Annotated in this window: 21 protein-coding genes; 8 read left to right on the top strand and 13 right to left on the bottom strand. The window is 65.3% G+C overall.

The genetic code is table 11. From position 1 onward, the window contains the following. The first annotated feature begins 7 nt into the window (after nt 1–7). The 5 genes from ACM43_RS25115 (at nt 8) to ACM43_RS25095 (ending at nt 5,381) form a co-directional block, all read left to right on the top strand. On the top strand, nt 8–1,372 hold the full coding sequence (locus ACM43_RS25115; RefSeq protein ID WP_157286472.1) for a murein hydrolase activator EnvC family protein: 1,365 nt from the start codon (nt 8–10) through the stop codon (nt 1,370–1,372). Beyond that, entirely contained in the window at nt 1,369–2,730 is a 1,362-nt protein-coding gene (locus ACM43_RS25110; RefSeq protein WP_157286473.1) for a S41 family peptidase, read from the top strand. The genes ACM43_RS25115 and ACM43_RS25110 overlap by 4 nt, the downstream gene beginning before the upstream one ends. Before the next feature lie 146 nt (nt 2,731–2,876). Continuing rightward, nucleotides 2,877–4,100, top strand: coding sequence for a divergent polysaccharide deacetylase family protein (locus ACM43_RS25105; RefSeq protein ID WP_157286474.1), 1,224 nt, complete (start codon nt 2,877–2,879; stop codon nt 4,098–4,100). A 75-nt stretch (nt 4,101–4,175) separates the two neighbouring features. After that, nucleotides 4,176–4,682, top strand: a complete 507-nt coding sequence (locus ACM43_RS25100; protein WP_157286475.1) for an RNA pyrophosphohydrolase — start codon at nt 4,176–4,178, stop codon at nt 4,680–4,682. 198 nt (nt 4,683–4,880) lie between these two features. Continuing rightward, nucleotides 4,881–5,381: an RNA pyrophosphohydrolase gene (locus tag ACM43_RS25095; RefSeq protein WP_271543613.1), complete on the top strand. Its 501-nt coding sequence runs from the start codon at nt 4,881–4,883 to the stop codon at nt 5,379–5,381. A 164-nt stretch (nt 5,382–5,545) separates the two neighbouring features. On the opposite strand, the gene ACM43_RS25090 is transcribed toward ACM43_RS25095, so the two are convergent. The 5 genes from ACM43_RS25090 to ACM43_RS25070 form a co-directional block, all read right to left on the bottom strand. Continuing rightward, complete coding sequence (locus ACM43_RS25090; RefSeq protein ID WP_271543611.1) at nt 5,546–5,953, bottom strand: F0F1 ATP synthase subunit epsilon; 408 nt, start codon at nt 5,951–5,953, stop codon at nt 5,546–5,548. Nucleotides 5,954–6,039: 86 nt separating this feature from the next. After that, on the bottom strand, nt 6,040–7,482 hold the full coding sequence (gene atpD / locus ACM43_RS25085) for a F0F1 ATP synthase subunit beta (protein WP_036008750.1): 1,443 nt from the start codon (nt 7,480–7,482) through the stop codon (nt 6,040–6,042). 34 nt (nt 7,483–7,516) lie between these two features. Further along, nucleotides 7,517–8,392 carry a F0F1 ATP synthase subunit gamma gene (locus ACM43_RS25080; RefSeq protein ID WP_225158377.1) on the bottom strand — a complete coding sequence of 292 codons (876 nt, stop codon included), beginning with the start codon at nt 8,390–8,392 and terminating at the stop codon, nt 7,517–7,519. 142 nt (nt 8,393–8,534) lie between these two features. Continuing rightward, nucleotides 8,535–10,064: a F0F1 ATP synthase subunit alpha gene (gene atpA, locus ACM43_RS25075; RefSeq protein WP_057026554.1), complete on the bottom strand. Its 1,530-nt coding sequence runs from the start codon at nt 10,062–10,064 to the stop codon at nt 8,535–8,537. Then, on the bottom strand, nt 10,064–10,624 hold the full coding sequence (locus tag ACM43_RS25070; RefSeq protein WP_271543605.1) for a F0F1 ATP synthase subunit delta: 561 nt from the start codon (nt 10,622–10,624) through the stop codon (nt 10,064–10,066). Before ACM43_RS25070 ends, atpA begins: the two co-directional genes overlap by 1 nt. 659 nt (nt 10,625–11,283) lie before the next feature. On the opposite strand from ACM43_RS25070, the gene ACM43_RS25065 reads away from it, so the two are divergent. Continuing rightward, nucleotides 11,284–11,778 (top strand): septal ring lytic transglycosylase RlpA family protein, encoded by a 495-nt coding sequence (locus tag ACM43_RS25065; RefSeq protein WP_036008760.1) that lies wholly within the window; start codon nt 11,284–11,286, stop codon nt 11,776–11,778. A 228-nt stretch (nt 11,779–12,006) separates the two neighbouring features. Here the strand turns inward: ACM43_RS25065 and ACM43_RS25060 are convergent, their stop codons facing one another. Continuing rightward, the gene (locus ACM43_RS25060) at nt 12,007–14,211 is read right to left on the bottom strand and encodes a primosomal protein N' (RefSeq protein ID WP_271543602.1); all 2,205 of its coding nucleotides are present in this window, start codon (nt 14,209–14,211) and stop codon (nt 12,007–12,009) included. A 112-nt stretch (nt 14,212–14,323) separates the two neighbouring features. On the opposite strand from ACM43_RS25060, the gene ACM43_RS25055 reads away from it, so the two are divergent. Further along, nucleotides 14,324–15,289 carry a tyrosine recombinase XerC gene (locus tag ACM43_RS25055; protein ID WP_157286481.1) on the top strand — a complete coding sequence of 322 codons (966 nt, stop codon included), beginning with the start codon at nt 14,324–14,326 and terminating at the stop codon, nt 15,287–15,289. A gap of 249 nt (nt 15,290–15,538) precedes the next feature. Next, nucleotides 15,539–16,126 (top strand): DUF4337 domain-containing protein, encoded by a 588-nt coding sequence (locus tag ACM43_RS25050; RefSeq protein ID WP_157286482.1) that lies wholly within the window; start codon nt 15,539–15,541, stop codon nt 16,124–16,126. 189 nt (nt 16,127–16,315) lie between these two features. Here ACM43_RS25050 and ACM43_RS25045 read toward each other — a convergent pair whose 3' ends face one another. From ACM43_RS25045 to ACM43_RS25015, 7 genes are all read right to left on the bottom strand, one after another. Further along, nucleotides 16,316–16,846 carry a hypothetical protein gene (locus ACM43_RS25045; protein ID WP_157286483.1) on the bottom strand — a complete coding sequence of 177 codons (531 nt, stop codon included), beginning with the start codon at nt 16,844–16,846 and terminating at the stop codon, nt 16,316–16,318. A 34-nt stretch (nt 16,847–16,880) separates the two neighbouring features. Further along, the gene (lpdA, locus tag ACM43_RS25040) at nt 16,881–18,281 is read right to left on the bottom strand and encodes a dihydrolipoyl dehydrogenase (protein ID WP_157286484.1); all 1,401 of its coding nucleotides are present in this window, start codon (nt 18,279–18,281) and stop codon (nt 16,881–16,883) included. A 52-nt stretch (nt 18,282–18,333) separates the two neighbouring features. Then, complete coding sequence (locus ACM43_RS25035; protein WP_128265196.1) at nt 18,334–19,095, bottom strand: SDR family oxidoreductase; 762 nt, start codon at nt 19,093–19,095, stop codon at nt 18,334–18,336. A gap of 54 nt (nt 19,096–19,149) precedes the next feature. Continuing rightward, on the bottom strand, nt 19,150–20,391 hold the full coding sequence (odhB, locus tag ACM43_RS25030; RefSeq protein ID WP_271543598.1) for a 2-oxoglutarate dehydrogenase complex dihydrolipoyllysine-residue succinyltransferase: 1,242 nt from the start codon (nt 20,389–20,391) through the stop codon (nt 19,150–19,152). Between the two features lie 139 nt (nt 20,392–20,530). Continuing rightward, complete coding sequence (locus ACM43_RS25025; RefSeq protein ID WP_271543596.1) at nt 20,531–23,488, bottom strand: 2-oxoglutarate dehydrogenase E1 component; 2,958 nt, start codon at nt 23,486–23,488, stop codon at nt 20,531–20,533. A 137-nt stretch (nt 23,489–23,625) separates the two neighbouring features. After that, on the bottom strand, nt 23,626–24,510 hold the full coding sequence (gene sucD, locus ACM43_RS25020) for a succinate--CoA ligase subunit alpha (protein ID WP_036008780.1): 885 nt from the start codon (nt 24,508–24,510) through the stop codon (nt 23,626–23,628). Nucleotides 24,511–24,546: 36 nt separating this feature from the next. Beyond that, nucleotides 24,547–25,026, bottom strand: a complete 480-nt coding sequence (locus tag ACM43_RS25015; RefSeq protein WP_271543593.1) for a DUF1579 family protein — start codon at nt 25,024–25,026, stop codon at nt 24,547–24,549. Between the last annotated feature and the right edge of the window lie 2 nt (nt 25,027–25,028).

Below are 25,028 nucleotides of genomic sequence, written 5' to 3'. Positions count from 1 at the left end.
CGACACGATGCGAGCGCCGCTCCTCAACCTGCTGCTGATCACCGGCCTCGCCGGCGCAAGCCTCTTCGCCGAAGAAAGCCTCGCGCAAGCTCAGACGCAAGGTCAGACAGTTGCGCCGCCGCAGACTGCTGCGGTCTCGCCCGACGCGATCAAGCAGCGCGAGCAGGAGCTGGAGGCCGCGCGCGCGAGGCAACGAAGCGCGGAAGAAGCGCAGGCCAAGCTGAAGGCCGAGATCACCGCGCTCGGCCAGGACCGCACCCAGCTCAATCAGCAGCTGATCGACACCGCCGCCAATGTGCGCGCCGTGGAAACCAAGATCGACGAGGCCGAGGCGCGGCTGCGAACGCTGAACGGCCGCGAGCAGCAGATGCGCGCTTCGCTGGATTCGCGCCGTGCCGACATCGTCGAGGTGCTGGCGGCCTTGCAGCGCGCCGGCCGGCGCACGCCGCCGGCGCTGCTGGTGCGGCCCGAAGATGCGCTGCAATCCTTGCGCACCGCGATGCTGCTCGGCGCCGTCGTGCCGGAATTGCGCGGCCGCGCCGAGAAGATCGCAAGCGAGCTCGGCGAGCTCGTGGCCTTGCGCAAGACCATAGCAACCGAGCGCGATCAGCTCGCCTCCGACCGCGACAAGGTCAGGAGCGACCAGACCCGGCTCACCGCCCTGATCGAGGAACGGCAGCGCCAGCAGTCCGCACGGGAAAAAGACCTCGATGCCGAAAGCGCGCGCGCGATCGCGCTGTCAAGGCAGGTCGGCGATCTCCAGGGGCTGATCGCCAAGATGGAGCAGGACCTGCAAACCGCCGCCAGGGCAGCCGAGAAGGCCGCCGAGGCCGCAAGGCAGGCCGAGGCCAAGGAGGCCAAATTGGCGGCCGCCAGCGCCAAACAGGGCCCGGGCGCGTTCAAGGACAAGTCCCGCACCACCCCGGCGATCGCCTTCGCCTCGGCCAGGGGTCTCCTGCCGCTTCCGGTTAACGGTAACAAGATCAGGGATTTTGGCGGTTCCGACGGGGTCGGCGGCGTCCAGAAGGGCATTTCGCTGGCGACCAAGCCTGGCGCCCAGGTCACGACGCCGTGTGATGGCTGGGTTGTGTATGCCGGCCCATTCCGCAGCTATGGACAACTCTTGATCCTAAACGCCGGGGGCGGGTATCATGTCCTGATCGCCGGAATGGAGCGCATTTCGGTCAACATCGGGCAGTTTGTGCTCACGGGGGAGCCGGTCGCGACCATGGGGTCGACCTCTCAGGTCGCCTCCATTCTCGCCACGAACGCGAGTCAACCTGTGCTGTATGTCGAGTTCCGTAAAGACGGCACTCCAATCGATCCAGGCCCATGGTGGGCCGCAAATGAAGGCGAGAAGGTTCGCGGATGATGCGCAAGACTTCAGTAATCCTCCTCAGCGCCGCAACCGGTGCGGCGCTGACGCTGTTCGTGACCCAGCCGCGCGCGGTGTTCATGGGCTCCAGCGCGCGAGCCGCCACCGCGGACACCTATCGCCAGCTCAACCTGTTCGGCGACGTGTTCGAGCGCGTGCGCTCCGACTATGTCGAGAAGCCCGATGACACCAAGCTGATCGAGTCCGCCATCAGCGGCATGCTTACCGGCCTCGATCCGCACTCGAGCTACATGGACGCGAAGAGCTTCCGCGACATGCAGGTGCAGACCCGCGGCGAATTCGGCGGGCTCGGCATCGAGGTCACGATGGAAGACGGCCTGATCAAGGTGGTCTCGCCGATCGACGACACGCCCGCCTCGCGCGCCGGCATCATGGCCAATGACATCATCACCAATCTCGACGACGAGGCGGTGCAGGGCCTGACGCTGAACCAGGCGGTCGAGAAGATGCGCGGTCCGGTCAACACCAAGATCAAGCTCAAGATCATCCGCAAGGGCCAGGACAACCCGCTCGACGTCACGCTGGTGCGCGACAATATCCGCGTCCGCTCGGTGCGCGCGCGCGTCGAGCAGGACGACATCGGCTATATCCGCATCACCACCTTCAACGAGCAGACCACCGAAGGCCTGAAGCGCGAGATCGGCAACCTCACGAACCAGATCGGCGGCGACAAGCTCAAGGGCTTCATCATCGACCTCCGCAACAATCCGGGCGGCCTGCTCGAGGAAGCGGTCACTGTCTCCGACTCGTTCCTCGAGAAGGGCGAGATCGTCTCGACCCGCGGCCGCAATGCCGAGGAGACCCAGCGCCGCGCCGCGCATGCGGGCGACCTGACCAAGGGCAGGCCGGTCATCGTGCTGGTCAATGGCGGCTCGGCCTCGGCGTCGGAAATCGTCGCCGGCGCGCTGCAGGACCACAAGCGCGCAACCATCGTCGGCACGCGCTCGTTCGGCAAGGGCTCGGTGCAGACCATCATTCCGCTCGGCAGCGGCAACGGCGCGCTGCGGCTGACCACCGCGCGCTATTACACGCCGTCGGGCAAGTCGATCCAGGCCAAGGGCATCGTGCCCGATATCGAAGTGCTCCAGGACGTGCCGGACGAGCTGAAGTCGCGCACCGACACCAAGGGCGAGGCTTCGCTGCGCGGCCACCTGAAGAACGACGGCGACGAGAAGACGGGCTCGCAGTCCTACGTCCCGCCGGACGCCAAGGACGACAAGGCGCTCAAGCTCGCCGGCGACCTGCTCCACGGCATCAAGAACAGCGCCTCCGCCGCGCCGACCCCGGGCGGCGACAACAAGGCGGCGACCGACAAGGCCAAAGCGGCGAACTAGGTCGGCGTATCACGCGATCCAGCGAAAGGGCGGCTTCCTGAAGCCGCCCTTTTTGCTTGGGAACTGCTGCTGCCTCCGGCCTATCCCGGCCTGCCGCCGCTTGACCTCGGCGTGGTATCGTCGGCTGGAGTGATTCGGGATCGCGCATGACTGAAACGGCCGATGATCTGAGCGCCCCGCTCGGACAGGATAAGCCGCGCCGCAAACGCCGGCTGCGGCTGCCGTTCACGTCTATGCAGCTGCTGGCTGTTCTGCTCGGCCTATTCCTGGTTACCTTTGCCGGCTTCGCCATCTTCAACAAGGACCCGCTCGGCGGTGAGCCGATGGCCAGGCTCGCGATCCGCGCTCCCACTGCCACGGACGAGAAACCGGCCGCATCCGGCCACGGCGCAGAGAGCAAGCCGGAGGGTAAGCACGAGACCAAGGAAGCGCCGAAGCAGGCCGCGCCCGGCGAGCAGAAGACCATCACCATGATCGACGGCTCCACCGGCGCCCGCCGCGACGTGGTGATCGGCGGGGGCGATGCTGCGGACAAGGGCGAGGCTGCATCCGCCCCGCCGCCCGTCATGACCGGGATCAATCCGAAGCTGCTGGAGAAATCGCGCTACGGCATGATCCCGGTAGCCGCCGACGGGCTCAGGCCGTTCAACGTCTATGCGGCGGACGCCGACCGCGCCAAGGCCGCCAAGATGCCGGTGGTCGCGATCGTGATCGGCGGCCTCGGCGTCGGCGCCGCCAAGACCCTGGACGCCATCATGAAGCTGCCGCCGGCGGTGACGCTGGCCTTCACGCCCTACGGCTCCGACCCCGGCAAGCTCGCCGAGCGGGCGCGGGCGCAGCGCCACGAGATCTTCCTCCAGATCCCGATGGAGCCCTACGACTTCCCCGACAACGATCCGGGGCCGCAGACGCTGCTGACCTCGCTCAGCCCCGACCAGAACATGGACCGCCTGTACTGGCACCTCAGCCGGATGCAGGGCTATGCCGGTCTCACCAATTTCATGGGCGCCCGCTTCATCGCCACGGAGCCGGCGATGCAGCCGATCATCCGCGAGGCGGCCAAGCGCGGCCTCGGCTTCTTCGATGACGGCTCCTCGCCCCGCAGCATCGCGCCCCAGGCCGCGGCCAACCAGGCCGTGCCGTTCGGCAAGGGCGATATCGCCATCGACGCGGTGCCGACGGCGACCGAGATCGACCGCGCCCTCAACAAGCTGGAATCGGCGGCGCGCGAGCGCGGCATCGCCGTCGGCACGGCCTCCGCCTTGCCCGTCTCGATCGAGCGCATCAGCGCCTGGACCAAGACATTGGGCGACCGAGGTATCCTTTTGGTGCCATTGACAACCGCGATGCTGAAATCAAAATCCAGCTAAATCAACGAATTGGTTCGGCGCGGGTCTCGCGGGGCCGGCATGCCTTCCCAAGAAGCAGGCAAGAGGTCTGGCGGAATGGCGCGTTACGAGGATCTGCCCTACCGGACCTGCGTCGGCGTGATGCTGATCAATCCAAGGGGACTGGTGTTCATCGGCCGCCGCGCCGGCGGCATCGAGCATGTCGACGACACCCATGTCTGGCAGATGCCGCAGGGCGGGGTCGATCCCGGCGAGGACACCTGGGAAGCGGCCAAGCGCGAGCTCTACGAGGAGACCAGCGTGCGCTCGGTCGAGCGGCTCGGCGAAGTCCCTGACTGGCTCACTTACGACATTCCGCGCACCGTTGCCGGGCGCGCCTGGAAGGGCCGCTACCGCGGCCAGCGCCAGAAATGGTACGCGGTGCGCTTCACCGGCAAGGACAGCGAGATCAACGTCGAGCATCCCGGCGGCGGCGGCCACAAGGCGGAATTCGTGAGCTGGCGCTGGGAGTCGATGAAGAATCTCCCTGAGTTGATCATCCCGTTCAAGCGCCCGGTCTATGAGCGCGTGGTGCAGGAATTTTCTGCGCTGGCGGAGGGGTGATCAGATCACCTGTCGCGGCTCTCTCGCCCGTCATCCCCGCGAAGGCGGGGATCCATACTCCCCAGGCAGAAGTTGTGCGAAGGATAGCAGCGACGTCCTTTAAACCGACTACCGCCTGTGGTTATGGATTCTCAGGTGCGCAATTGCGCACCAGAGCTCGCGCTTCGCGCGCCCCGGAATGACGAGAGAAGGTTACGCGTGACGACTCACAAGCCCTACCGCCCGAACGTCGGCATCGCGCTGTTCAACGCCGACGGCCGCGTGCTGATCGGCCATCGCTTCAAGGGCGATGGGCCGGAGATCATCCTGCCGGGGCTCGACTGGCAGATGCCGCAGGGCGGTGTCGACGAGGGCGAGAATTTGCGCGACGCGGCGATGCGCGAGCTATGGGAGGAGACCAACGTCGTCAGTGCCGACTATCTCGGCGAGACCGACTGGTTCACCTATGAATTCCCGCCTTACGACGGACCGCAGACGCACCGCCTCGCAAAGTTTCGCGGCCAGCGCCAGAAATGGTTCGCGCTGCGGTTCACCGGCACAGACGACGAGATCGATCCGCTGACGCCGCGCAACGGCCAGCCCGCCGAGTTCGACGCCTGGCGCTGGGAGCGCCTCGATCGTGTCGCCGAGCTCGTAGTGCCGTTCCGCCGCGAGGTCTACCGGGCCGTGGCGCAGGAGTTTGCGCACCTTGCCGACTGAACTCTCGAAAACAATCCCATGCAGAGTAGCGAAGCGTCTGACGCGCCGCGATAAAATAGGCGACAGCGATAGCGCAATAAAGTTTCAGCGCCCGCCACGACCGTGAGGAGCGCTGAAACTGTTCAGGAATTTGGAGATCGAGCCCCGGAGCGGTGCCCCGGGGCTTAGTGCATAGCCGTGGCGTTGAGCTGATGCTGGATGCTCTTGAAGTGGTCGAGCCGCTCGATAGCCTGATCGAGCTCGGTGCCTTCGTGCTCCTTCAAGTTCTCTTCCATCTCCGCGATCGTCTCGGCGAACTGGACACGGTCGAGCTCGTCCAGCGAGGTCGCGACGTCGGCGAGCACGGTGAGGCCCTTTTCGGAGACCTCGGCAAGGCCGCCGAGCACGATGATCTTCTCGTGCTTGCCGCCGGTGGTGACGGTGAGGATGCCGGGCCGGATTGCAGCCACGACCGGCGCATGCCCCGCCAGCACGCCGAAATCACCCTCGGCGCCGGGGATGTCGACCTGATCGGCCTCACCCGAGAAGGCGAGCTTTTCCGGAGAGACGAGATCGAAATGGAAGGTGGCCATGGGAAACCTGCGAATAGCGAGTGGCGAATGGCGAGTAGCGAATGGAAGCAGCGACTATTCGCTACTCCCCATTCGCCATTCGCTTCTTAAGCCGCTTCAGCGGCGAGCTTCTTGCCCTTCTCCACCGCCTCTTCGATGGTGCCGACCATGTAGAAGGCAGCTTCCGGCAGGTGGTCGTATTTGCCTTCCACCAGGCCCTTGAAGCCCTTGATGGTGTCGGCGAGGTCCACGAACTTGCCCGGCGAACCCGTGAAGATTTCGGCGACGTGGAACGGCTGCGACAGGAAGCGCTCGATCTTGCGGGCGCGGGCCACCGTCAGCTTGTCCTCTTCCGAAAGCTCGTCCATGCCGAGAATGGCGATGATGTCCTGGAGCGACTTGTAGCGCTGCAGCACCTGCTGGACCTGACGGGCGACGGTGTAGTGCTCCTCGCCGACGACCAGCGGCGAGAGCATGCGCGAGGTCGAGTCGAGCGGGTCCACCGCCGGATAGATGCCCTTTTCCGAGATCGCGCGCGACAGCACCGTGGTGGCGTCCAAGTGCGCGAACGAGGTCGCGGGCGCCGGGTCGGTCAAGTCGTCGGCCGGCACGTAGATGGCCTGCACCGAGGTAATCGAGCCCTTTTGCGTGGTGGTGATGCGCTCCTGCAGCGCGCCCATGTCGGTGGCGAGCGTCGGCTGATAACCCACCGCCGAAGGAATACGGCCGAGCAACGCCGACACTTCCGAGCCGGCTTGCGTGAAGCGGAAGATGTTGTCGACGAAGAACAGCACGTCCTGGCCCTGGTCGCGGAAGTGCTCGGCGACGGTCAGACCGGTCAGACCGACGCGGGCGCGGGCGCCCGGCGGCTCGTTCATCTGACCGAACACCAGCGCGCACTTCGACTTCACGCTCGGATCCGGATTGTGCGGGTCGGCGTTGACCTTGGACTCGATGAACTCGTGATAGAGGTCGTTGCCCTCGCGGGTACGTTCGCCGACGCCGGCGAACACGGAGTAACCGCCGTGCGCCTTCGCGACGTTGTTGATCAGCTCCTGAATCAGCACGGTCTTGCCCACGCCGGCGCCGCCGAACAATCCGATCTTGCCGCCCTTCGCATAGGGAGCGAGAAGGTCGACGACCTTGATGCCGGTGACGAGAATTTCAGCTTCGGTCGACTGGTCGGTATAGGTCGGCGCTTCCTGGTGGATGGCGCGGGTGCCTTCGGACTTGATCGGGCCGGCCTCGTCGATCGGCTCGCCAATGACGTTCATGATGCGGCCCAGCGTACCGTCCCCCACGGGAACCGAGATCGGCTGACCGGTGTCGGTCACTTCCTGACCGCGCACCAGACCTTCGGTGGCGTCCATCGCGATGGTGCGGACGGTCGACTCGCCGAGATGCTGCGCGACTTCCAGCACCAGGCGGTTGTTGCCGTTCTTGGTTTCGAGCGAGTTGAGAATGGCCGGCAGGTGGCCTTCGAACTGCACGTCGACGACGGCGCCCATGACCTGGGTAACGCGACCGATCTGTGTGGCTGCTGTAGCCATTTACTGTCTCCTTCGATCCGAATTTCGTGTCCGGTCAGACTGCTTCTGCGCCGGAGATGATTTCGATGAGTTCCTTGGTGATCTGAGCCTGACGCGTGCGGTTGTAGACCAGCGTCTGCTTGCGGATCATTTCCCCGGCGTTGCGGGTGGCGTTGTCCATCGCCGACATCTGCGCACCGTAGAACGAGGCGTTGTTCTCGAGCAGGGCGCGGAATATCTGCACCGCGAGGTTGCGCGGCAACAGGCGCGTGAGGATCTCGTCCTCCTCCGGCTCATATTCGTAAGAGGTCGCGCTGCCATTCGCAGCGCCTTCCTCGACAACCAGCGGAATGATCTGTTGAGCGGTGGGGACCTGTGCGATCACCGACTTGAATTGCGAATAGAATAGCGTGCAGACGTCGAATTCGCCGTTGTCGAAACGCGCCAGAACCTTCTTGGCGATCTCCTCGGCGTTGACGAAGCCGAGCTGGCGGACGCTGCGCAGGTCCATGTGCTCGACGATCTGCTTGTCGAACTGGCGGCGGAGCTGCTCGTAACCCTTGCGGCCGACGCAGAAGAATTTCACCTCCTTGCCCTGCGCAGCGAGCGCCAGAGCGCGCTCGCGGGCGAGACGCACGATCGAGGAGTTGAAGGCGCCGGACAGGCCGCGCTCGCCGGTGCAGACCAGCAGCAGATGAACCTGGTCCCGGCCGGTGCCGGCCAGCAGCACCGGTGCGCCGGGCGAGCCGACCGCGGCGCTGGCGATGTTGGAGATCACCGCGCTCATCTTGTCGGCATAGGGACGCGCCGCTTCCGCGGCGGTCTGCGCGCGGCGCAGCTTGGAGGCCGCGACCATCTGCATGGCCTTGGTGATCTTTTGCGTCGCCTTGGTGGAGGCGATGCGGACGCGCATGTCTTTAAGTGACGCCATTCTTCGTCCCCAGCGATCAGCCTGCGGCTCGACCGCGACCCTATCCTTTCGTCATGCCCGGGCGTGTCCCGGGCATCCACGTTCTCCGTCTTCCACGCACAAGACGTGGATGGCCGGGACAAGCCCGGCCATGACGGCCTTCTTATGAGAAAGACTTCGCGAAGCCCTCGACCACCGACTTCAGCTTGGCAGCGGTATCGTCGGAGAGATCTCGGCTATCGCGGATCGCGTTGAGGATGTCGGCGTGCTTGCCGCGCAGCAGCGACAGCAGGCCGTCCTCGAACGCGCGCACCTTGTTGAGCGGGAGCGGATCGAGATAGCCGTTGGTGCCGGCCCAGATCACGCAGACCTGCTCTTCCATCTTCAGCGGCGAGAACTGCGGCTGCTTGAGCAGCTCGGTGAGGCGCGAGCCGCGGTTGAGCAGGCGCTGGGTCGAGGCGTCGAGGTCGGAGCCGAACTGCGCGAACGCCGCCATTTCGCGGTACTGCGCGAGCTCGCCCTTGATCTTGCCGGCGACCTTCTTGGTGGCCTTGGTTTGCGCCGACGAACCGACGCGCGACACCGACAGACCGACGTTCACGGCAGGACGGATGCCCTGGAAGAACAGGTCGGTTTCCAGGAAGATCTGGCCGTCGGTGATCGAGATGACGTTCGTCGGGATGTAAGCCGACACGTCGTTGGCCTGGGTTTCGATGACAGGCAGCGCCGTCAGCGAGCCCGAGCCCATGTCCTTGTTCAGCTTCGCCGCGCGCTCGAGCAGGCGGGAGTGCAGATAGAACACGTCGCCGGGATAGGCTTCGCGGCCCGGCGGGCGGCGCAGCAGCAGCGACATCTGACGGTAGGCGACAGCCTGCTTGGACAGATCGTCATAGATGATGACCGCGTGCATGCCGTTGTCGCGGAAGTACTCGCCCATGGTGCAGCCGGTAAAGGGCGCGATGTACTGCATCGGCGCCGGATCCGACGCGGTGGCGGCGACGACGATCGAGTATTCGAGCGCGCCCTGCTCTTCCAGCACCTTCACGAACTGCGCGACGGTCGAACGCTTCTGGCCGACCGCGACGTAGACGCAGTACAGCTTGATGTTCTCGTCCGGCTGCGCGTTGAGCGGCTTCTGGTTCAGGATGGTGTCGAGCGCGATCGCGGTCTTGCCGGTCTGGCGATCGCCGATGATCAGCTCGCGCTGGCCGCGGCCGATCGGGATCAGGGCGTCGATCGCCTTGAGGCCGGTCGCCATCGGCTCGTTCACCGACTTTCGCGGAATGATGCCGGGCGCCTTGACGTCGACGCGCATGCGCTTGTCGGCCTGGATCGGTCCCTTGCCGTCGATGGGATTGCCGAGCGCGTCGACGACGCGGCCGAGCAGGCCCTTGCCGACCGGCGCGTCCACGATGGCGCGGGTGCGCTTGACGGTCTGGCCTTCCTTGATCTCGCGGTCGGCACCGAAAATAACGACACCGACGTTGTCGGTTTCGAGGTTCAGCGCCATGCCGCGGGTGCCGTTCTCGAACTCGACCATTTCACCGGCCTGGACGTTGTCCAGACCGTAGACGCGGGCGATACCGTCGCCGACGGACAGCACCTGTCCGACTTCGGAGACTTCAGCTTCCTGGCCGAAATTCTTGATCTGGTCCTTGAGGATCGCGGAAATTTCCGCGGCGCGGATGTCCATCAGCCTGCCTCTTTCATCGCGTGCTTGATCGAATTGAGTTTGGTGCGAAGCGAACCATCCACCATGCGGCTGCCCAGCTTGACGACGAGGCCACCGATGATCGAGGGATCGACTTTCACGTTCAGCGCGACGTCCTTGCCGGTCACCGACTTCAGGGCAACCTTGAGGGCATCGAGATTCTTGTCAGAGAGCGCCTCCGCCACCGTGACGTCAGCCGTCGTCTCGCCCTTGAACCGGGCCACGAGGGCGCGGTAGGCGCGGCTGACGTCGGCCACCGCGAACAGGCGGCGGTTGGCGGTCAGCACTTTCAGAAAGTTGGCGGTGATGCCGGCGATGCCCGCCTTGTCCAGCACGGCCGAAAGGGCCTTGGACTGGGCGTCGGCGGCGAACACCGGGCTGCGGACGAGGCGCTTGAGATCAGCGCTTTCGTTCAGCATGGCATCGAATTTATCAAGATCGGCTTTGACCTCGTCGACCACGTTCTGGTCGCGGGCCAGCTCGAACAAGGCCGTTGCATAACGGCCGGACACACCTGAAACGGACGTATCTTCTGCAGCCACAGACGCGCTCTTTTTGCTGTCAAACTCGCAAGGGAAAAACCGTCGCCACGAAGCGGCGCCTAGCGATCCAAGCCCTTGGAATTCAAGCGGGACTTCGATTTCCGACCAGCACGGGAGGTGCCGGGCTCGTTAAAATCGCGGCTTTGCTAACATAGCAGGTGCGCAGGTGCAACATGACGCCAAACTAAAGGCATGAGGTTCTGTCGCCAGTTCGTCGCAGCCTCGCAACACATTCCGCGCGAGAGGGGCCGACCGAGGCGGCGACCTGCCACGTCACGGAATTCAGCGCCGGCCCTGCCGCGACACCTCCCATTGGTTCCTGCCCCCAGCGCATAGCGGCCATGAACACGGATCGCTGAGGCGTGAATCCGTTCCCACGAGTTCCACCCGCCGAATACTTATCGAATTCTAAACGCTATAGGCGATGACTTCGCTTTACAGTATTCGCAAGTAACCTAGAAGTTAATAAATCGTTAAAGGCGAAGATTACGGGATATCGGATGAATATCTCGCGACGGTAACAAGATATTTCATGACGACACATACCGGATTTACTGCCCAATTCACGCCTCATTGGGAATCGAAACGCCAAATCGCTCACAAACTGATGGGGGCTCCACTTGCCACAAATGTGGCAATACTAGCTTAGGGACCATTAAATGCTGTCTTTGAAGACGCTGGGCTTTGTGACCCGGCCGCGAACGGCGATTGCTTTCGTCGCCGCAACTCTCCTTGTCGGTGGAACTGCCACCGAAGCTTCCGCCAAATCCAAGCATCGGCATCACCACCGCCACCACGCCCAGACCGAGGCCAACGCGACCTCCGATTGGCGCAATGCCAATGCGTCGATGACGCCGACCTCCGGCACGGGCCGCAGCTTCTCCGGCATCGCGTCCTTTTACGGCAATGAGTCCGGTAGCAAGACCGCCTCGGGCCAGCGCTTCAACCAGAACGCCATGACCGCGGCGCACCGTTCGCTGCCCTTCGGCACCAAGCTGCGCGTCACCCACGGCAGCCAGAGCGTCATCGTCACCATCAATGACCGCGGCCCGTTCATTCGCGGGCGCGTGCTCGACCTCTCCACGGGTGCCGCCCGCGCCATTGGCCTCACCAGTCGCGGCGTCGGCCGCGTCACCGCGGAAGTCGTCTCCTAAAGGCGCGATCCGCGCCTGATCGAGCGCGCAGTTTTCATCAGTTTGCTGCGCACGTGAAACAAGCCCGCGGTCTTGGGGGACCGCGGGCTTTTTTGTTTTGTCATTCCGGGGCGCGCGGAGCGCGAACCCGGAATCCATCGCGCGGCAGAGTCGGTGGAGGAATGGATTCCGGGCTCGCGACTTCGTCGCGCCCCGGAATGACGGCGGAGGATTTGGCTACGGCGATGGCTACAAAAAGCTCTGCGGATCGACGTCGACTTCCAGCTTCAGGTTGCCCGTCGGCTTCGGGCAGACCGCGAGCCAGTTGCGCAAATAGTCCGACAGGTCGAAACCGCGCGCCGATTTCACCAGGATGCGGAAGCGGTAGCGGCCCTTGATGACGGCGAGCGGGGCTTCGGCCGGGCCGAGCACGACGACGCGCTCGTCGCGCGGCGCCAGCGCGACGAGCTTGCGGCCGAAGCCCTCGGCGCCCGGGCGGTCGCCGGCGGAGATGATCAGGCTGGCGAGCCGGCCGAACGGCGGATAGAGCGTCTTCTCTCGCAGCTCGATCTCGCTGTCGTAGAAGGCCTCGCGGTCGCAGGCGATCAAGGCCCGCATCACGGGGTGATCGGGCTGATGGGTCTGGAGATAGCCGACGCCGCGGCCCTGCTCGCGACCGGCGCGGCCGATCACCTGGTTGAGCAATTGCCAGGTGCGCTCGGCTGCGCGCGGATCGCCGTTGGACAGGCCGAGATCGGCATCGACCACGCCGACCAAATTGAGCCGCGGGAAGTTGTGGCCCTTGGCCACGAGCTGCGTGCCGATGATGATGTCGACGCGGCCCTCCGCGATCTCGGCGAGCTCGCTTCGCATGGTCTCGATCGAGGTGATGAGATCGCTCGACAGCACCATGGTGCGCGCTTGCGGGAACAGCGCCGCCGCCTCCTCCTGCAGGCGCTCCACGCCGGGTCCGACCGCGACCAGCGATTCCTCGGCCGAACAGTTCGGGCAGATGTGCGGGCGCGGCATCGAGAAGCCGCAATGATGGCAGACGAGGCGCTGGCGAAAGCGATGATCGACCAGCCAGGCATCGCAGATGGTGCAGGCGAAGCGATGGCCGCAGGCACGGCACAAGGTCAGCGGCGCATAGCCGCGACGATTGAGGAACAACAGCGCCTGCTCGCGCCGCTCGATCGCGGTTCGGATCTCGCCGGCAAGCCGCGGCGAGATGAAGCGGCCGCGCGCGGGCGGCTCGCGGCGCAGGTCGATGGCCTCGATATGCGGCATGTGCTGGCCGCCGAAGCGCGAGGGCAGCGCGATGCGCTGGTAGCGGTTCTTGCGCGCATTGACCTCGGATTCCACCGACGGCGTCGCGGAGGCCAGCACGACCGGGATTTTTGCGATATGCCCGCGCACCACCGCCATGTCGCGGGCGTGGTAATGCACGCCGTCGTCCTGCTTGTAGGCCTGGTCGTGCTCCTCATCGACGACGATGAGGCCAAGATTGGCGTAAGGGAGAAACAGCGCCGAACGCGCGCCGACCACGACCGGCGCCGAACCTTCGGAGATCGCGGCCCAATTGCGCGCGCGGGTGCGCGGGGTGAGCTCTGAATGCCATTCGATCGGCCGCACGCCAAAACGCTGCGCGAAGCGATCGAGGAACTGGCCGGTCAGCGCGATCTCCGGCATCAGGATCAGCGCCTGCTTGCCGCGGCGGATCACTTCGGCGACCGCTTCGAAATAGACCTCGGTCTTGCCCGAGCCGGTGACGCCGTCGAGCAGCGCGACATGAAAGGTGCCGTTGGCCGCGAGCGCGCGCATCGCATCCACACCGGCACGCTGCAGCGGCGAAAAATCCGGCCGGCCGAATTCCGGATCGGGCGCCGGCGGCGGGGGCGGCGGCGGCATCGGCTCCACCGTGAGCGTGCCTTCATCGACGAGGCCGTCGATGACGCCCGAGGAGACGCCGGCCTCCTTGGCCGCCTCGGACTTGCCGTGCAGCAGCCGGTCCGACAGCAGCGCGATCACGCGCTGGCGCGCCGGCGTCAGACGCTTCGGCGGATTTCCGGTCAGGCGCACGCCGGCGCGCACCCGCTCCGGGCCGAGATTTTCGCCCATGCGCAGGCACATGCGCAGCACCATGCCGCGCGGGCTCAGCGTGTAATTGGCGACCCAGTCCACCACCGAGCGCAGCTCCGGCTTGAGCGGCGGAATGTCGAACTTCTCGCTGACCTCCTTGAGGCGGTTATGCAGGCGCGGATCGGGATTGGCGTTCTCGGCCCAGACCACGGCCAGCACCTCGCGCGGACCGAGCGGCACACTGATGAGATCGCCCGCCTTCAGCTCCATGCCGCGCGGCACCTTGTAGGAATAGGTCTGGTCGAGCGCGACCGGCACCAGCACGTCGACCATGCGGGTGGCGGGGGCGGTGGTGTTGCGCGGCGATTGGTCCATGAGCGGGGAATCGGAACCTTGAGGCCTTCAGGCTAGCGTCGCGCCGCGGCCTTAGCGAACGATAAACGAGTGTGATGCGATATACTGTGCGGAATCACCACGTCCAGAGCGCATGAGCAAAGCGGCCGCCCCACACATCGAGCTCGCCAGCGCCGATCCCTCGATCGCGCAGGAGATGGCGCGCTGGCTGGCGCATCTCGGCGCCGAGCGGCGGCTGTCGCCGAAGACGCTGGAGGCCTATGGCCGTGACTTGCGGCAGTGCCTTGATTTCCTCTGTGCCCATTGGGGCGAGCGGGTGACGCTGGAGCGGTTTGCAGCGCTGGAAGCCACCGATGTGCGCGCCTTCATGGCGATGCGCCGGGCCGACGACATCGCCGGCCGCAGCCTGATGCGCGCGCTGGCGGGCCTGCGCTCGTTCGGACGTTTTCTGGAGCGCGAGGGCAAGGGCAAGGTCGGCGCATTGTCGGCGATCCGCGCGCCGAAGGTCGCCAAGAGCCTGCCGAAGCCGCTGCCGATGGCATCGGCCAAACGTCTGGCCGATGCCGACGAGCGCGCCGGCGAGGAGCGCGAGACCTGGATCCTGGCGCGCGATGCCGCGGTGATGGCGCTGCTCTATGGCTCGGGCCTGCGCATCTCCGAGGCGCTGGGTCTCAAGCGCCGCGAGGTGCCGAAGCCCGGCGAGGGCGACGTGCTGGTCGTGACAGGCAAAGGCAACAAGACCCGCATGGTGCCGGTGCTGCAGAACGTGCTCGCATTGATTCAAGAGTACGTCGCGATGTGTCCGTATCCGCTGCCGGCGGAAGGACCGATCTTCGTCGGCGCGCGCGGCGGCCCCTTGAGCCCGCGCATCATCCAGCTCGCGATGGAGCGGCTGCGCGGCGCGCTGGGACTTCCCGACAGCGCCACGCCGCACGCGCTGCGGCATTCCTTTGCCACGCATCTGCTCTCGCGCGGCGGCGACTTACGCGCCATCCAGGAATTGCTCGGCCATTCCTCGTTGTCGACGACGCAGGTCTATACCGGGATCGATTCCGAGCGGCTGCTCGAGGTGTATGCGAGCGCACATCCGCGGCGGTGACGCTGACAAGCTCTCGTGCCCCGGACGCAGCGCAGCACTTCTTCAGTGATGCGCTGCTGAGCCGGGGCCCATCCTCCGGCGCGATCGTTTGCAGCTTCTGGGTCCCGGCTCAGCGTCGCAGCGTTACACGCCGCGCCGCGTCCGGGACAAGAGAGCCGACAGACTGACACACTCTCGTCATAGCTCGCGTGCCTCTTGCGCCGCGCACGCGGTTGGTTCAATCGTACCGAACCAGGACAGGAGAGACTTATGGGCGCACATGAAAGCATGGAGCATGCCGAGCACGCCGAACACGCGTCCGGCTCGAACAAGAAGATCGCCCTTCTGATCGCCGTGCTGGCGCTGTTCCTGGCGATCTCGGAGACGCTCGGCAAGGGTGCCCAGACCGAATCGATCAGCAAGAACGTCGAAGCCGCCAATCTCTGGGCGTTCTTCCAGGCCAAGAGCATCCGCCGCACCGTGGTGGTGACCGCGGCGGAGCAGGGCAAGCTGACACTGGCCGCCGCGGCCGATGCACAGAAGCCCGCCGTGCAGAAGCAGATCGACGACTGGACCAAGACCGCGCAGCGCTACCGCTCCGAGCCCGAGACCGGCGAAGGCACCGAGCAGCTTGCGGACAAGGCCAAGCACGCCGAGCATGCCCGCGACGAGGCGACCGCGAAGTACCACCATTTCGAGCTGGCCTCGGCCGCCTTCCAGATCGGCATCGTGCTGGCCTCGGCCACCATCATCACGGGCATGCTGGCGCTCGCCTATGTCAGCGGCGTGCTGACGATCGCCGGCCTGATCATGACGGCGCTCGGCCTGTGGTGGCCGCATCTGTTGCATTTGCATTGAGGGTAGCGAGCGTTTGCTCTTTCCGCGTCATTGCGAGGAGCGAAGCGACGAAGCAATCCAGACTGCCTCCGGCGAAAGATACTGGATTGCTTCGCCGCGCTCGCAATGACGGAGGATAGAGCGGGGACGCCTGTCCCGGATTGCGCTGCGCTCCATCCGGGCCACGGACGGTCCTTGTGGTGGCGAAGATCACCGCGCCTGATGCACGCTCTTCCTGAAGCGCTGGATCATACGCAGCGTGCGGTAGGACCAGCCCTCGCCGTTGCCGGCGATCAGCTCGCGGATGCGGCGCTTGATCGGGTCGACCAGCTCCGCGGCCTTGGCGCGGATCTTCAGCACTAAGGCGTAGATCCGCTCGAACCAGGGCATCTCCAGAAGCTTGGCGCGCGTGACGTCGAACACGAAGGCGGTGACGCCGACGCCGACGAGCTTTCCGAACACGATCGTGACGAACGCGCCGGTCCAGTATTCATGCGCGAGCAGCCACAGCCCGACCAGCTTGAGCGGAAACAGCGGGACGACGGGCACCGCGAACACGAGCAGCGTCATGGCCGGCGAGAGCGCATCGACGCGCTCCGTCAGCCAATGCTTGAAGCGCGCCAGCGGGATGGCTGCGACGATCCTGGCGACGATCGGCTCGAGATGATCCCACAGCCAGGCTTCGATCAGGAAAACGATCGCAAGCAGGACCCAGACCGGTTGAAGAAGGCGGCGCAGCATGTGTTTCCCGCCCGGTTCGGCGCTGGGCGCGTCGTTACATATGGATGGCTCGCTTGCCGACCGCAAGCGCGGCTTCCTTAACGGCCTCCGAGCGCGTCGGATGGGCGTGGCAGGTGCGCGCGAGATCTTCCGCACTGCCGCCAAATTCCATCAGAACACACGCTTCATGGATCATTTCGCCGGCTTCGCGGCCGATGATGTGCACGCCGAGCACGCGATCGGTCTTCGCGTCTGCGAGAATCTTCACAAAGCCGTCAGTGGTTTGGTTGACCTTGGAGCGACCGTTGGCGGTGAACGGAAACTTTCCGACCGTGTAAGCCGTGCCCGCCTGCTTGAGTTCCTCCTCGGTCTTGCCGACGGAGGACACTTCCGGCGTGGTATACACGACGCCCGGGATCACGTCGTAATTCACGTGGCCGGCCTGGCCGGCGATGATCTCGGCGACCGCGACGCCCTCGTCCTCGGCCTTGTGCGCGAGCATGGGGCCTGCGACGACGTCGCCGATGGCATAGACGCCCTTCAGGCTGGTGGCGAAATGCGGATCGATCTGGACCCGGCCGCGCGCATCGAGCGCGACACCGGCTTCCTTGAGGCCAAGGCCGTCGGTGTAGGGCACGCGGCCGATGCAGACGAGCACGACGTCGGCTTCAAGCGTCTCAGCGGCACCGCCGGAAGCCGGTTCGATTTTCGCGAGCAATGCCTTGCTGTTCACTTCGACGCCGGTCACCTTCGAGCCCAGCTTGAATGCAAATCCTTGCTTCTCGAGGATGCGCTGGAATTGCTTGGCGATCTCGCCGTCCATGCCGGGCAGGATGCGGTCGAGGAATTCGACCACGACGACTTCGGCACCCAGGCGGTGCCAGACCGAGCCGAGCTCGAGGCCGATCACGCCGGCGCCGACGATGAGGAGCTTGCCGGGGACCTTCTCCAGCGACAGCGCGCCGGTCGAGGAGACGATGCGCTTCTCGTCGATCTCGATGCCCTTGAGGCGCGCGATGTCGGAGCCGGTGGCGATCACGATGTTCTTGGTCTCGACCACCTGCGACTTGCCGTCGGCGGAGACCTCGACCTTGCCGGTGCCGAGGATCTTGCCGGTGCCCTTGAGCACGTCGATCTTGTTCTTCTTCATCAGGAACTCGACGCCCTTGACGTTGCCGTCGATGCCCTGCTGCTTGAAGTTCATCATCGCGGGCAGATCGAGCTTCGGCGCGGAAACGCTGACGCCCATCTTGGCGAAGGAATGGCCGGCTTCCTCGAACATTTCGGAGGCGTGCAGCAGCGCCTTCGACGGCATGCAGCCGACATTGAGGCAGGTGCCGCCGAGGGTCGCGTTCTTTTCGACCACGGCGACCTTCATGCCGAGCTGGCTCGCGCGTACCGCGCAGACATAACCGCCCGGTCCGGTGCCGATGACGACGAGATCGTAGGTAGCCATGAGAGAAAGTCCCGTAAGGTTAGGCGTGGTGAGGATGCGTCAGCGCGGCGCGTCAGCGTCCGCCGGACACATCGAGAATGGCTGAGGTGACGTAGGAGGCCTCGTCCGAGATCAGCCAGACGATGGCATTGGCGATTTCATCGGCGGTGCCGACGCGCTTCATCGGCACCAGATGGGCCAGGCGATGGGCGCGGTCGGGCTCGCCGCCGGCAGCGTGGATGTCGGTGTCGATCAGGCCGGGACGGATCGCGGCGACGCGGATGCCCTCGCCCGCGACCTCATGGCCGAGGCCGACGGTGAAGGAATCGACCGCACCCTTGGACGCGGCATAGTCGACATAGGTGTTGGGCGAGCCGAGCCGCGCAGCGACGGACGACAGGTTGACGATGACGCCGCCCGTGCCGCCGTGCTTGGTCGACATCCGCTTCACCGCCTCGCGCGCGCAGAGGATGGAGCCGGTGACGTTCACCGCCATCACGCGCTGGATGCGCTCGGCCGACATCTCGTCGACGCGCACGCCGCTCTTGCCGACGATGCCGCCATTGTTGACGAGCGCCCCGAGCGTGCCGAACTTGTCGGCCTCCTTGAACAGATTGAGGATGTCACTTTCCTCGGCGACATCGCATTTCACCGCGATGGCCTTGCCGTTGCTGGCCGCGATCTGCGCGACCACCTCGTCGGCGGCCTGCTTATTGCTGGCATAGCCGACCACGACGCGGAAGCCGCGCGCGGCCGCCGCAAGCGCGGTCGCCCGCCCGATGCCGCGGCTGCCGCCGGTGATGACAACGACTTTATCCGTCACGCGCGCCTCCATGGTTCGACACGCGCCGTCGCATCAGTTGCGACGGCGCTCGCAAAGCATCAGCGATCAGAGATCGAGCACCAGGCGCGCCGGATCTTCCAGGCTCTCCTTGACGCGGACCAGGAAGGTGACGGCTTCCTTGCCGTCGATGACGCGGTGATCGTAGGACAGCGCCAGATACATCATCGGGCGGACCTCGATCTTGCCGCCGACGACCATCGGCCGCTCCTGGATCTTGTGCATGCCGAGGATGCCGGACTGCGGCGCGTTCAGGATCGGGGTCGACATCAGCGAGCCGTAGATGCCGCCATTGGTGATGGTGAAGGTGCCGCCCTGCATCTCGTCGATCTTGAGCTGGCCGTCACGGGCGCGACGGCCGAAATCGGCGATGCCCTTCTCGATGTCGGCGATCGACTTGTGGTCGCAGTCGCGCACCACGGGGACGACGAGGCCCTTGTCGGTGCCGACGGCGACGCCGATGTGATAATAGTTCTTGTAGATCAAGTCGCTGCCGTCGATCTCGGCGTTGACGGCCGGAATGTCCTTCAGCGCCTGCACGACGGCCTTGGTGAAGAAGCCCATGAAGCCGAGCTTGCTGCCGTGCTTCTTCTCGAACGCGTCCTTGTAGTGCGCGCGCAGCGCCATGACGTTGGTCATGTCGACCTCGTTGAAGGTCGTGAGCATGGCCGCGGTGTTCTGCACGTCCTTGAGGCGGCGCGCGATGGTCTGGCGCAGCCGGGTCATCTTGACGCGCTCTTCGCGGGCAGCGTCATCGGCCGGCGACGGCGCGCGGACCTGCACGGCAGCGGCGGGCTGGTTGACCGGCGTCGGCGCGGACGCGGCGCGCTCGATAGCGGCCAGCATGTCGCCCTTGGTGACGCGGCCATCCTTGCCGGAGCCCGGAACGGTCGAGGCGTCGACGCCGCTCTCGGCCGACAGTTTTCGCACGGAAGGCGCGAGCGGCGCATCGGCCGGCGGCGCCTTCGCGGCCGGAGCCGGTGCGGCAGCGGCTGCCGCGGGAGCCGCAGCTGCGGCGGGCTTGGCGGGCGCAGCGGCAGGCTTGGCCGCGCCGACACCATCGGTGATCTGGCCGAGCAGCGCGCCCACGGCAACGGTCGCACCATCAGCAGCGATGATCTCGCTCAGCGTGCCGGCGGTCGGCGCGGGGACTTCGATGGTGACCTTGTCGGTCTCGAGCTCCACCAGGGGCTCGTCGACGGCGACGGGGTCGCCGGCCTTCTTGAACCAGCGGCCGATGGTGGCCTCGGTGACGGATTCGCCGAGCGTCGGCACACGAATTTCAGTCATGGTCTCTTCCTTAATCGTTTTTGGCCGTCATCGTCCGCGCAGGCGGACGATCCAGTACACCGTGACGATCATGGATCAAACGGACGCCGCGGCGTACTGGATGCCCCGCCTTCGCGGGGCATGACAATTGGAATTTCGGTCAGCTCAGTGCTTCGTCCAGGAACGCCTTCAGCTGAGCCTGATGCTTGGACATCAGACCCGTGGCGGTCGCGGCGGAAGCGGCGCGGCCGACATAACGCGGACGCCGGCTCGCGCCGTTCACCTGGTTCAGCACCCATTCCAGATAGGGCTCGATGAAGTGCCAGGCACCCATGTTGCGGGGCTCTTCCTGGCACCACACCATCTCGGCCTTCTTGAAGCGCGACAGCTCGGCCACCAGCGCCTTCAGCGGCACCGGATAGAGCTGCTCGACTCGCATCAGGTAGATGTCGTCGATGCCGCGCTTCTCGCGCTCCTCGTAGAGGTCGTAATAGACCTTGCCGGAGCACAGCAGGATGCGGCGGATCTTCTCGTCAGGGACGAGCTTGATCGCCTCGTTCGGCAGCATCTGGGCGTCATCGTAGAGGATGCGGTGGAAGGTCGTGCCCTTCGCGAGCTCGTCGAGGCGCGACACCGCCCGCTTGTGACGCAGCAGCGACTTCGGCGTCATCATGATCAGCGGCTTGCGGATCTCGCGATGCAGCTGCCGGCGCAGCACGTGGAAATAGTTCGCCGGCGTGGTCGGGTAGACCACCTGCATGTTGTCTTCCGCGCACATCTGCAAGTAACGCTCGAGGCGCGCCGAGGAGTGCTCCGGCCCCTGGCCCTCATAGCCGTGCGGTAACAGGCAGACCAGACCGGACATGCGCAGCCATTTGCGCTCGCCCGAGGAGATGAACTGGTCGAACACGACCTGCGCGCCGTTGGCGAAGTCGCCGAACTGGGCTTCCCACAGCGTCAGCGTGTTCGGCTCGGCGAGCGAATAGCCGTATTCGAAACCGAGCACGGCCTCTTCCGACAGCAGCGAGTTGATGACCTCGTAGTGGCCCTGCTCGTGGCCGAGATGGTTGAACGGCGTGTAGCGGCTCTCGTCCTCCTGATCGATCAGGACCGAATGGCGCTGCGAGAAGGTGCCGCGTTCCGAATCCTGTCCTGATAGCCGGACGTGGTGGTTTTCGTTGAGCAGCGAGCAGAACGCCAGCGCCTCGCCGGTCGCCCAGTCGATGCCGTTGCCGCTCTCGATCGCCTTGGCGCGGTTATCGAGGAAGCGCTGAATGGTGCGGTGAACGCGGAAACCGTCCGGCACCTTGGTGATCTTGCGGCCGATGTCCTTCAGCGTAGCGATGTCGACGCCGGTGACGCCGCGCCGCGCATCCTCTTCCTGGTCGGCGATCTTGAAGCCCGCCCACTTGCCGTCGAGCCAGTCGGCCTTGTTCGGCTTGTAGGAGGTGCCGGCCTCGAACTCGGCATCGAGCCGGGCGCGCCAGTCCGCCTTCAGCTTGTCGACCTCGCCCTCGGTGACGACGCCTTCCGCGATCAGGCGCTTGGAGTAAAGCGTCAGCGTCGAGGGATGGGCGGCGATCCGCTTGTACATCACAGGCTGGGTGAAGGCCGGCTCATCGCCCTCATTGTGGCCGTAGCGGCGGTAGCACCACATGTCGATGACGACGGGCTTGTGGAACTTCTGCCGGAATTCGGTCGCGACCTTGGCCGCGAACACGACGGCTTCCGGATCGTCGCCGTTGACGTGGAAGATCGGCGCATCGATCATCTTCGCCACATCCGACGGATAGGGCGAGGAGCGCGAGTAGCGCGGATAGGTGGTGAAGCCGATCTGGTTGTTGACGATGAAGTGCACGGAGCCGCCGGTGCGGTAGCCCTTCAGGTCGGACAGGCCGAAACACTCCGCGACCACGCCCTGGCCGGCGAACGCGGCGTCGCCGTGCATCAGGAGCGGCATCACCGAGATGCGCATGTCCGGGGGATCGCCGTGCTGGTCCTGCTTGGCGCGGACCTTGCCGAGCACGACGGGATCGACGATCTCGAGATGCGAGGGGTTGGCGGTCAGCGACAGGTGGATGCGGTTGCCGTCGAACTCGCGGTCCGAGGAGGCGCCGAGGTGATACTTGACGTCGCCGGAGCCTTCGACCGCGTCAGGATTGGCCGAGCCGCCCTTGAACTCGTGGAACAGCGCGCGGTGCGCCTTGCCCATCACCTGAGTGAGTACGTTGAGGCGGCCGCGATGCGGCATGCCCAGCACGATTTCCTTCACACCGAGATTGCCGCCGCGCTTGATGATCTGCTCGAGCGCGGGGATCAGCGATTCGCCGCCGTCGAGGCCGAAGCGCTTGGTGCCGGTGAACTTGGTGTCGCAGAACTTCTCGAAGCCTTCGGCCTCGATCAGCTTCTGCAGGATGGCCCTGCGGCCCTCGCGCGTGAACGAGATCTCCTTATCGGGTCCTTCGATGCGCTCCTGAATCCAGGCCTTCTGCGCGGCGTTGCTGATATGCATGAACTCGACGCCGAGCGTCTGGCAATAGGTGCGCTCGCAAATCGCGGTGATCTCGCGCAAGGTGCCGTATTCGAGGCCGAGCACGTGATCGAGGAAGATCTTGCGATCGAAATCGGCCTCGCTGAAGCCGTAGGTGCGGGGATCGAGCTCTTCGCGGTTGCGCTGGGCTTCGATGCCGAGCGGATCGAGCTTGGCATGGAAGTGGCCGCGCATGCGGTAGGAGCGGATCAGCATCAGGGCGCGGACGGAGTCGCGCGTGGCCTGAAGCAGGTCGGCGGAGGAGATGTCGGCGCCCTTGGCCTGCGCCTTGGCGGCGATCTTGGCGCCGACCGTCTTCTCGACCTCGGCCCAGTTGCCGTCGAGGGCGGAGGTCAGATCGTCCTTCGGGGTCAGCGGCCAGTTGTCGCGCTCCCAGGACGGGCCTTCCGCGTTCTTGCTGATGTCAGCCGGCGCATCGTTCAGGCTCTTGAAGAACTCCTGCCACTCGGCATCGACCGAGGACGGGTCCTTCTGGTAGCGGGCGTAGATTTCGTCGATGTAGGTGGCATTTGTGCCCTGCAAAAAGGATGACAGGGCAAAGGCTGCGTTCGCGTCCTGGCGAGACATACTTGAGTTCCTGGCGATTTCGGTTCGCGCATAACAAACGGCGCTGGCGCCGAGCTCCCCCGACAGGGCTCGACGCGACAGGCACCCTTTACCCTATTTGCTGCGAAACTTCGCCCGGAAAAGCACGAAGGAGTGAATTAGCCTTTCAACTTTTCGGCAAGCGTGTGGCCGAGGCGGGCGGGCGACGGGGACACTGTAATCCCTGCGGATTTCATCGCCTCGGTCTTGGAACCGGCGTCGCCTTTGCCGCCGGAGATGATGGCGCCGGCATGGCCCATGCGGCGGCCGGGAGGCGCGGTAACGCCGGCGATGAAGCCGACCATCGGCTTCTTGCGGCCACGCTTGGCCTCGTCCTTGAGGAACTGCGCGGCGTCCTCCTCGGCGGAACCGCCGATCTCGCCGATCATGATGATCGATTCGGTCTTGGGGTCGGCGAGCAACATCTCCAGCACGTCGATGAACTCGGTGCCCTTGACCGGGTCGCCGCCGATGCCGACCGCGGTGGTCTGGCCGAGGCCTTCCTGGGAGGTCTGGAACACGGCTTCATAGGTCAGCGTGCCCGAGCGGGAGACGATGCCGACCGAGCCGGTCTTGAAGATGTTGGCGGGCATGATGCCGATCTTGCATTCGCCGGCGGTCATGACGCCCGGGCAGTTCGGCCCGATCAGGCGCGACTTGGAGCCGAGCAGCGAGCGCTTGACGCGAACCATGTCGATCACAGGAATGCCCTCGGTGATGCAGACGATCAGCGGGACCTCGGCGTCGATGGCTTCGCAGATCGCGTCGGCTGCGCCCGGCGGCGGCACGTAGATCACCGACGCGTCGGCGCCGGTCTTCTCACGTGCCTCGCGCACGGTGTCGAACACCGGCAGGCCCAGATGCGTCGAGCCGCCTTTGCCCGGCGAGGTGCCGCCGACCATCTTGGTGCCGTAGGCGATCGCGGCCTCCGAGTGGAACGTGCCGTTCTTGCCGGTGAAGCCCTGGCAGATGACCTTGGTGTTCTTGTCGATCAGGATGGACATGAGGTCTGCTTTCGCGAAACTAACAGAGTGAGTGGGTCAGTGGATGCGGCGGTAGACGCCGGTGAGGACGTCGGACCAGCCTTCCGCGTCCGGCGAGAATTGAATCTTCAACGAGTAGGAATCCTCATTGATGATCTCGTAGACGTGGCGCGCATTGCCGCGGAGCGAGCCGCGCACCAGCGTCAGGGTCTTGCCGGCCCACCCGCCTGAGGCGGGCGAAGGCGGCGTGTAGCCGAGCGAGTCGTACCAGAACAATTTGTAGGTCCGGTCGTCGCGGTCGAAGGTGAAGATGCCGTGGGTGGCGAAGACCTGCTTGCCGTCACGCATCTGGACCGAGTCCTGGATCAGATAGAACCCGTTGAGATCCATGCGCGCGACGGTGCGCGAGGTCGCCGGCCCGCCCGCCGTCCAGCGCGACGGAAAGACCATCTCCTCACCAACCCATTCGCCGGCGAACGCGGCGAGGCGCGCGTGCTCGGGGAGTGGAGATGATGCGGCGAGATGGTCTTGGGCCATGG

Origin of the sequence: Bradyrhizobium sp. CCBAU 45321 (assembly GCF_028128975.1) — a bacterium.
Taxonomy (GTDB): Bacteria; Pseudomonadota; Alphaproteobacteria; order Rhizobiales; family Xanthobacteraceae; genus Bradyrhizobium; species Bradyrhizobium yuanmingense.
This window is presented reverse-complemented; position numbering and strand designations above follow the sequence as displayed.

Coding starts and splice junctions, on each gene's coding strand:
- ACM43_RS25115 (WP_157286472.1), top strand. CDS start 8: ATGCGAGCGCCGCTCCTCAACCTGCTGCTGATCACCGGCCTCGCCGGC.
- ACM43_RS25110 (WP_157286473.1), top strand. CDS start 1,369: ATGATGCGCAAGACTTCAGTAATCCTCCTCAGCGCCGCAACCGGTGCG.
- ACM43_RS25105 (WP_157286474.1), top strand. CDS start 2,877: ATGACTGAAACGGCCGATGATCTGAGCGCCCCGCTCGGACAGGATAAG.
- ACM43_RS25100 (WP_157286475.1), top strand. CDS start 4,176: ATGGCGCGTTACGAGGATCTGCCCTACCGGACCTGCGTCGGCGTGATG.
- ACM43_RS25090 (WP_271543611.1), bottom strand. CDS start 5,953: ATGGCCACCTTCCATTTCGATCTCGTCTCTCCGGAAAAGCTCGCCTTC.
- atpD (WP_036008750.1), bottom strand. CDS start 7,482: ATGGCTACAGCAGCCACACAGATCGGTCGCGTTACCCAGGTCATGGGC.
- ACM43_RS25080 (WP_225158377.1), bottom strand. CDS start 8,392: ATGGCGTCACTTAAAGACATGCGCGTCCGCATCGCCTCCACCAAGGCG.
- atpA (WP_057026554.1), bottom strand. CDS start 10,064: ATGGACATCCGCGCCGCGGAAATTTCCGCGATCCTCAAGGACCAGATC.
- ACM43_RS25065 (WP_036008760.1), top strand. CDS start 11,284: ATGCTGTCTTTGAAGACGCTGGGCTTTGTGACCCGGCCGCGAACGGCG.
- ACM43_RS25060 (WP_271543602.1), bottom strand. CDS start 14,211: ATGGACCAATCGCCGCGCAACACCACCGCCCCCGCCACCCGCATGGTC.
- ACM43_RS25055 (WP_157286481.1), top strand. CDS start 14,324: ATGAGCAAAGCGGCCGCCCCACACATCGAGCTCGCCAGCGCCGATCCC.
- ACM43_RS25050 (WP_157286482.1), top strand. CDS start 15,539: ATGGGCGCACATGAAAGCATGGAGCATGCCGAGCACGCCGAACACGCG.
- ACM43_RS25045 (WP_157286483.1), bottom strand. CDS start 16,846: ATGCTGCGCCGCCTTCTTCAACCGGTCTGGGTCCTGCTTGCGATCGTT.
- lpdA (WP_157286484.1), bottom strand. CDS start 18,281: ATGGCTACCTACGATCTCGTCGTCATCGGCACCGGACCGGGCGGTTAT.
- ACM43_RS25035 (WP_128265196.1), bottom strand. CDS start 19,095: ATGGAGGCGCGCGTGACGGATAAAGTCGTTGTCATCACCGGCGGCAGC.
- odhB (WP_271543598.1), bottom strand. CDS start 20,391: ATGACTGAAATTCGTGTGCCGACGCTCGGCGAATCCGTCACCGAGGCC.
- ACM43_RS25025 (WP_271543596.1), bottom strand. CDS start 23,488: ATGTCTCGCCAGGACGCGAACGCAGCCTTTGCCCTGTCATCCTTTTTG.
- sucD (WP_036008780.1), bottom strand. CDS start 24,510: ATGTCCATCCTGATCGACAAGAACACCAAGGTCATCTGCCAGGGCTTC.
- ACM43_RS25015 (WP_271543593.1), bottom strand. CDS start 25,026: ATGGCCCAAGACCATCTCGCCGCATCATCTCCACTCCCCGAGCACGCG.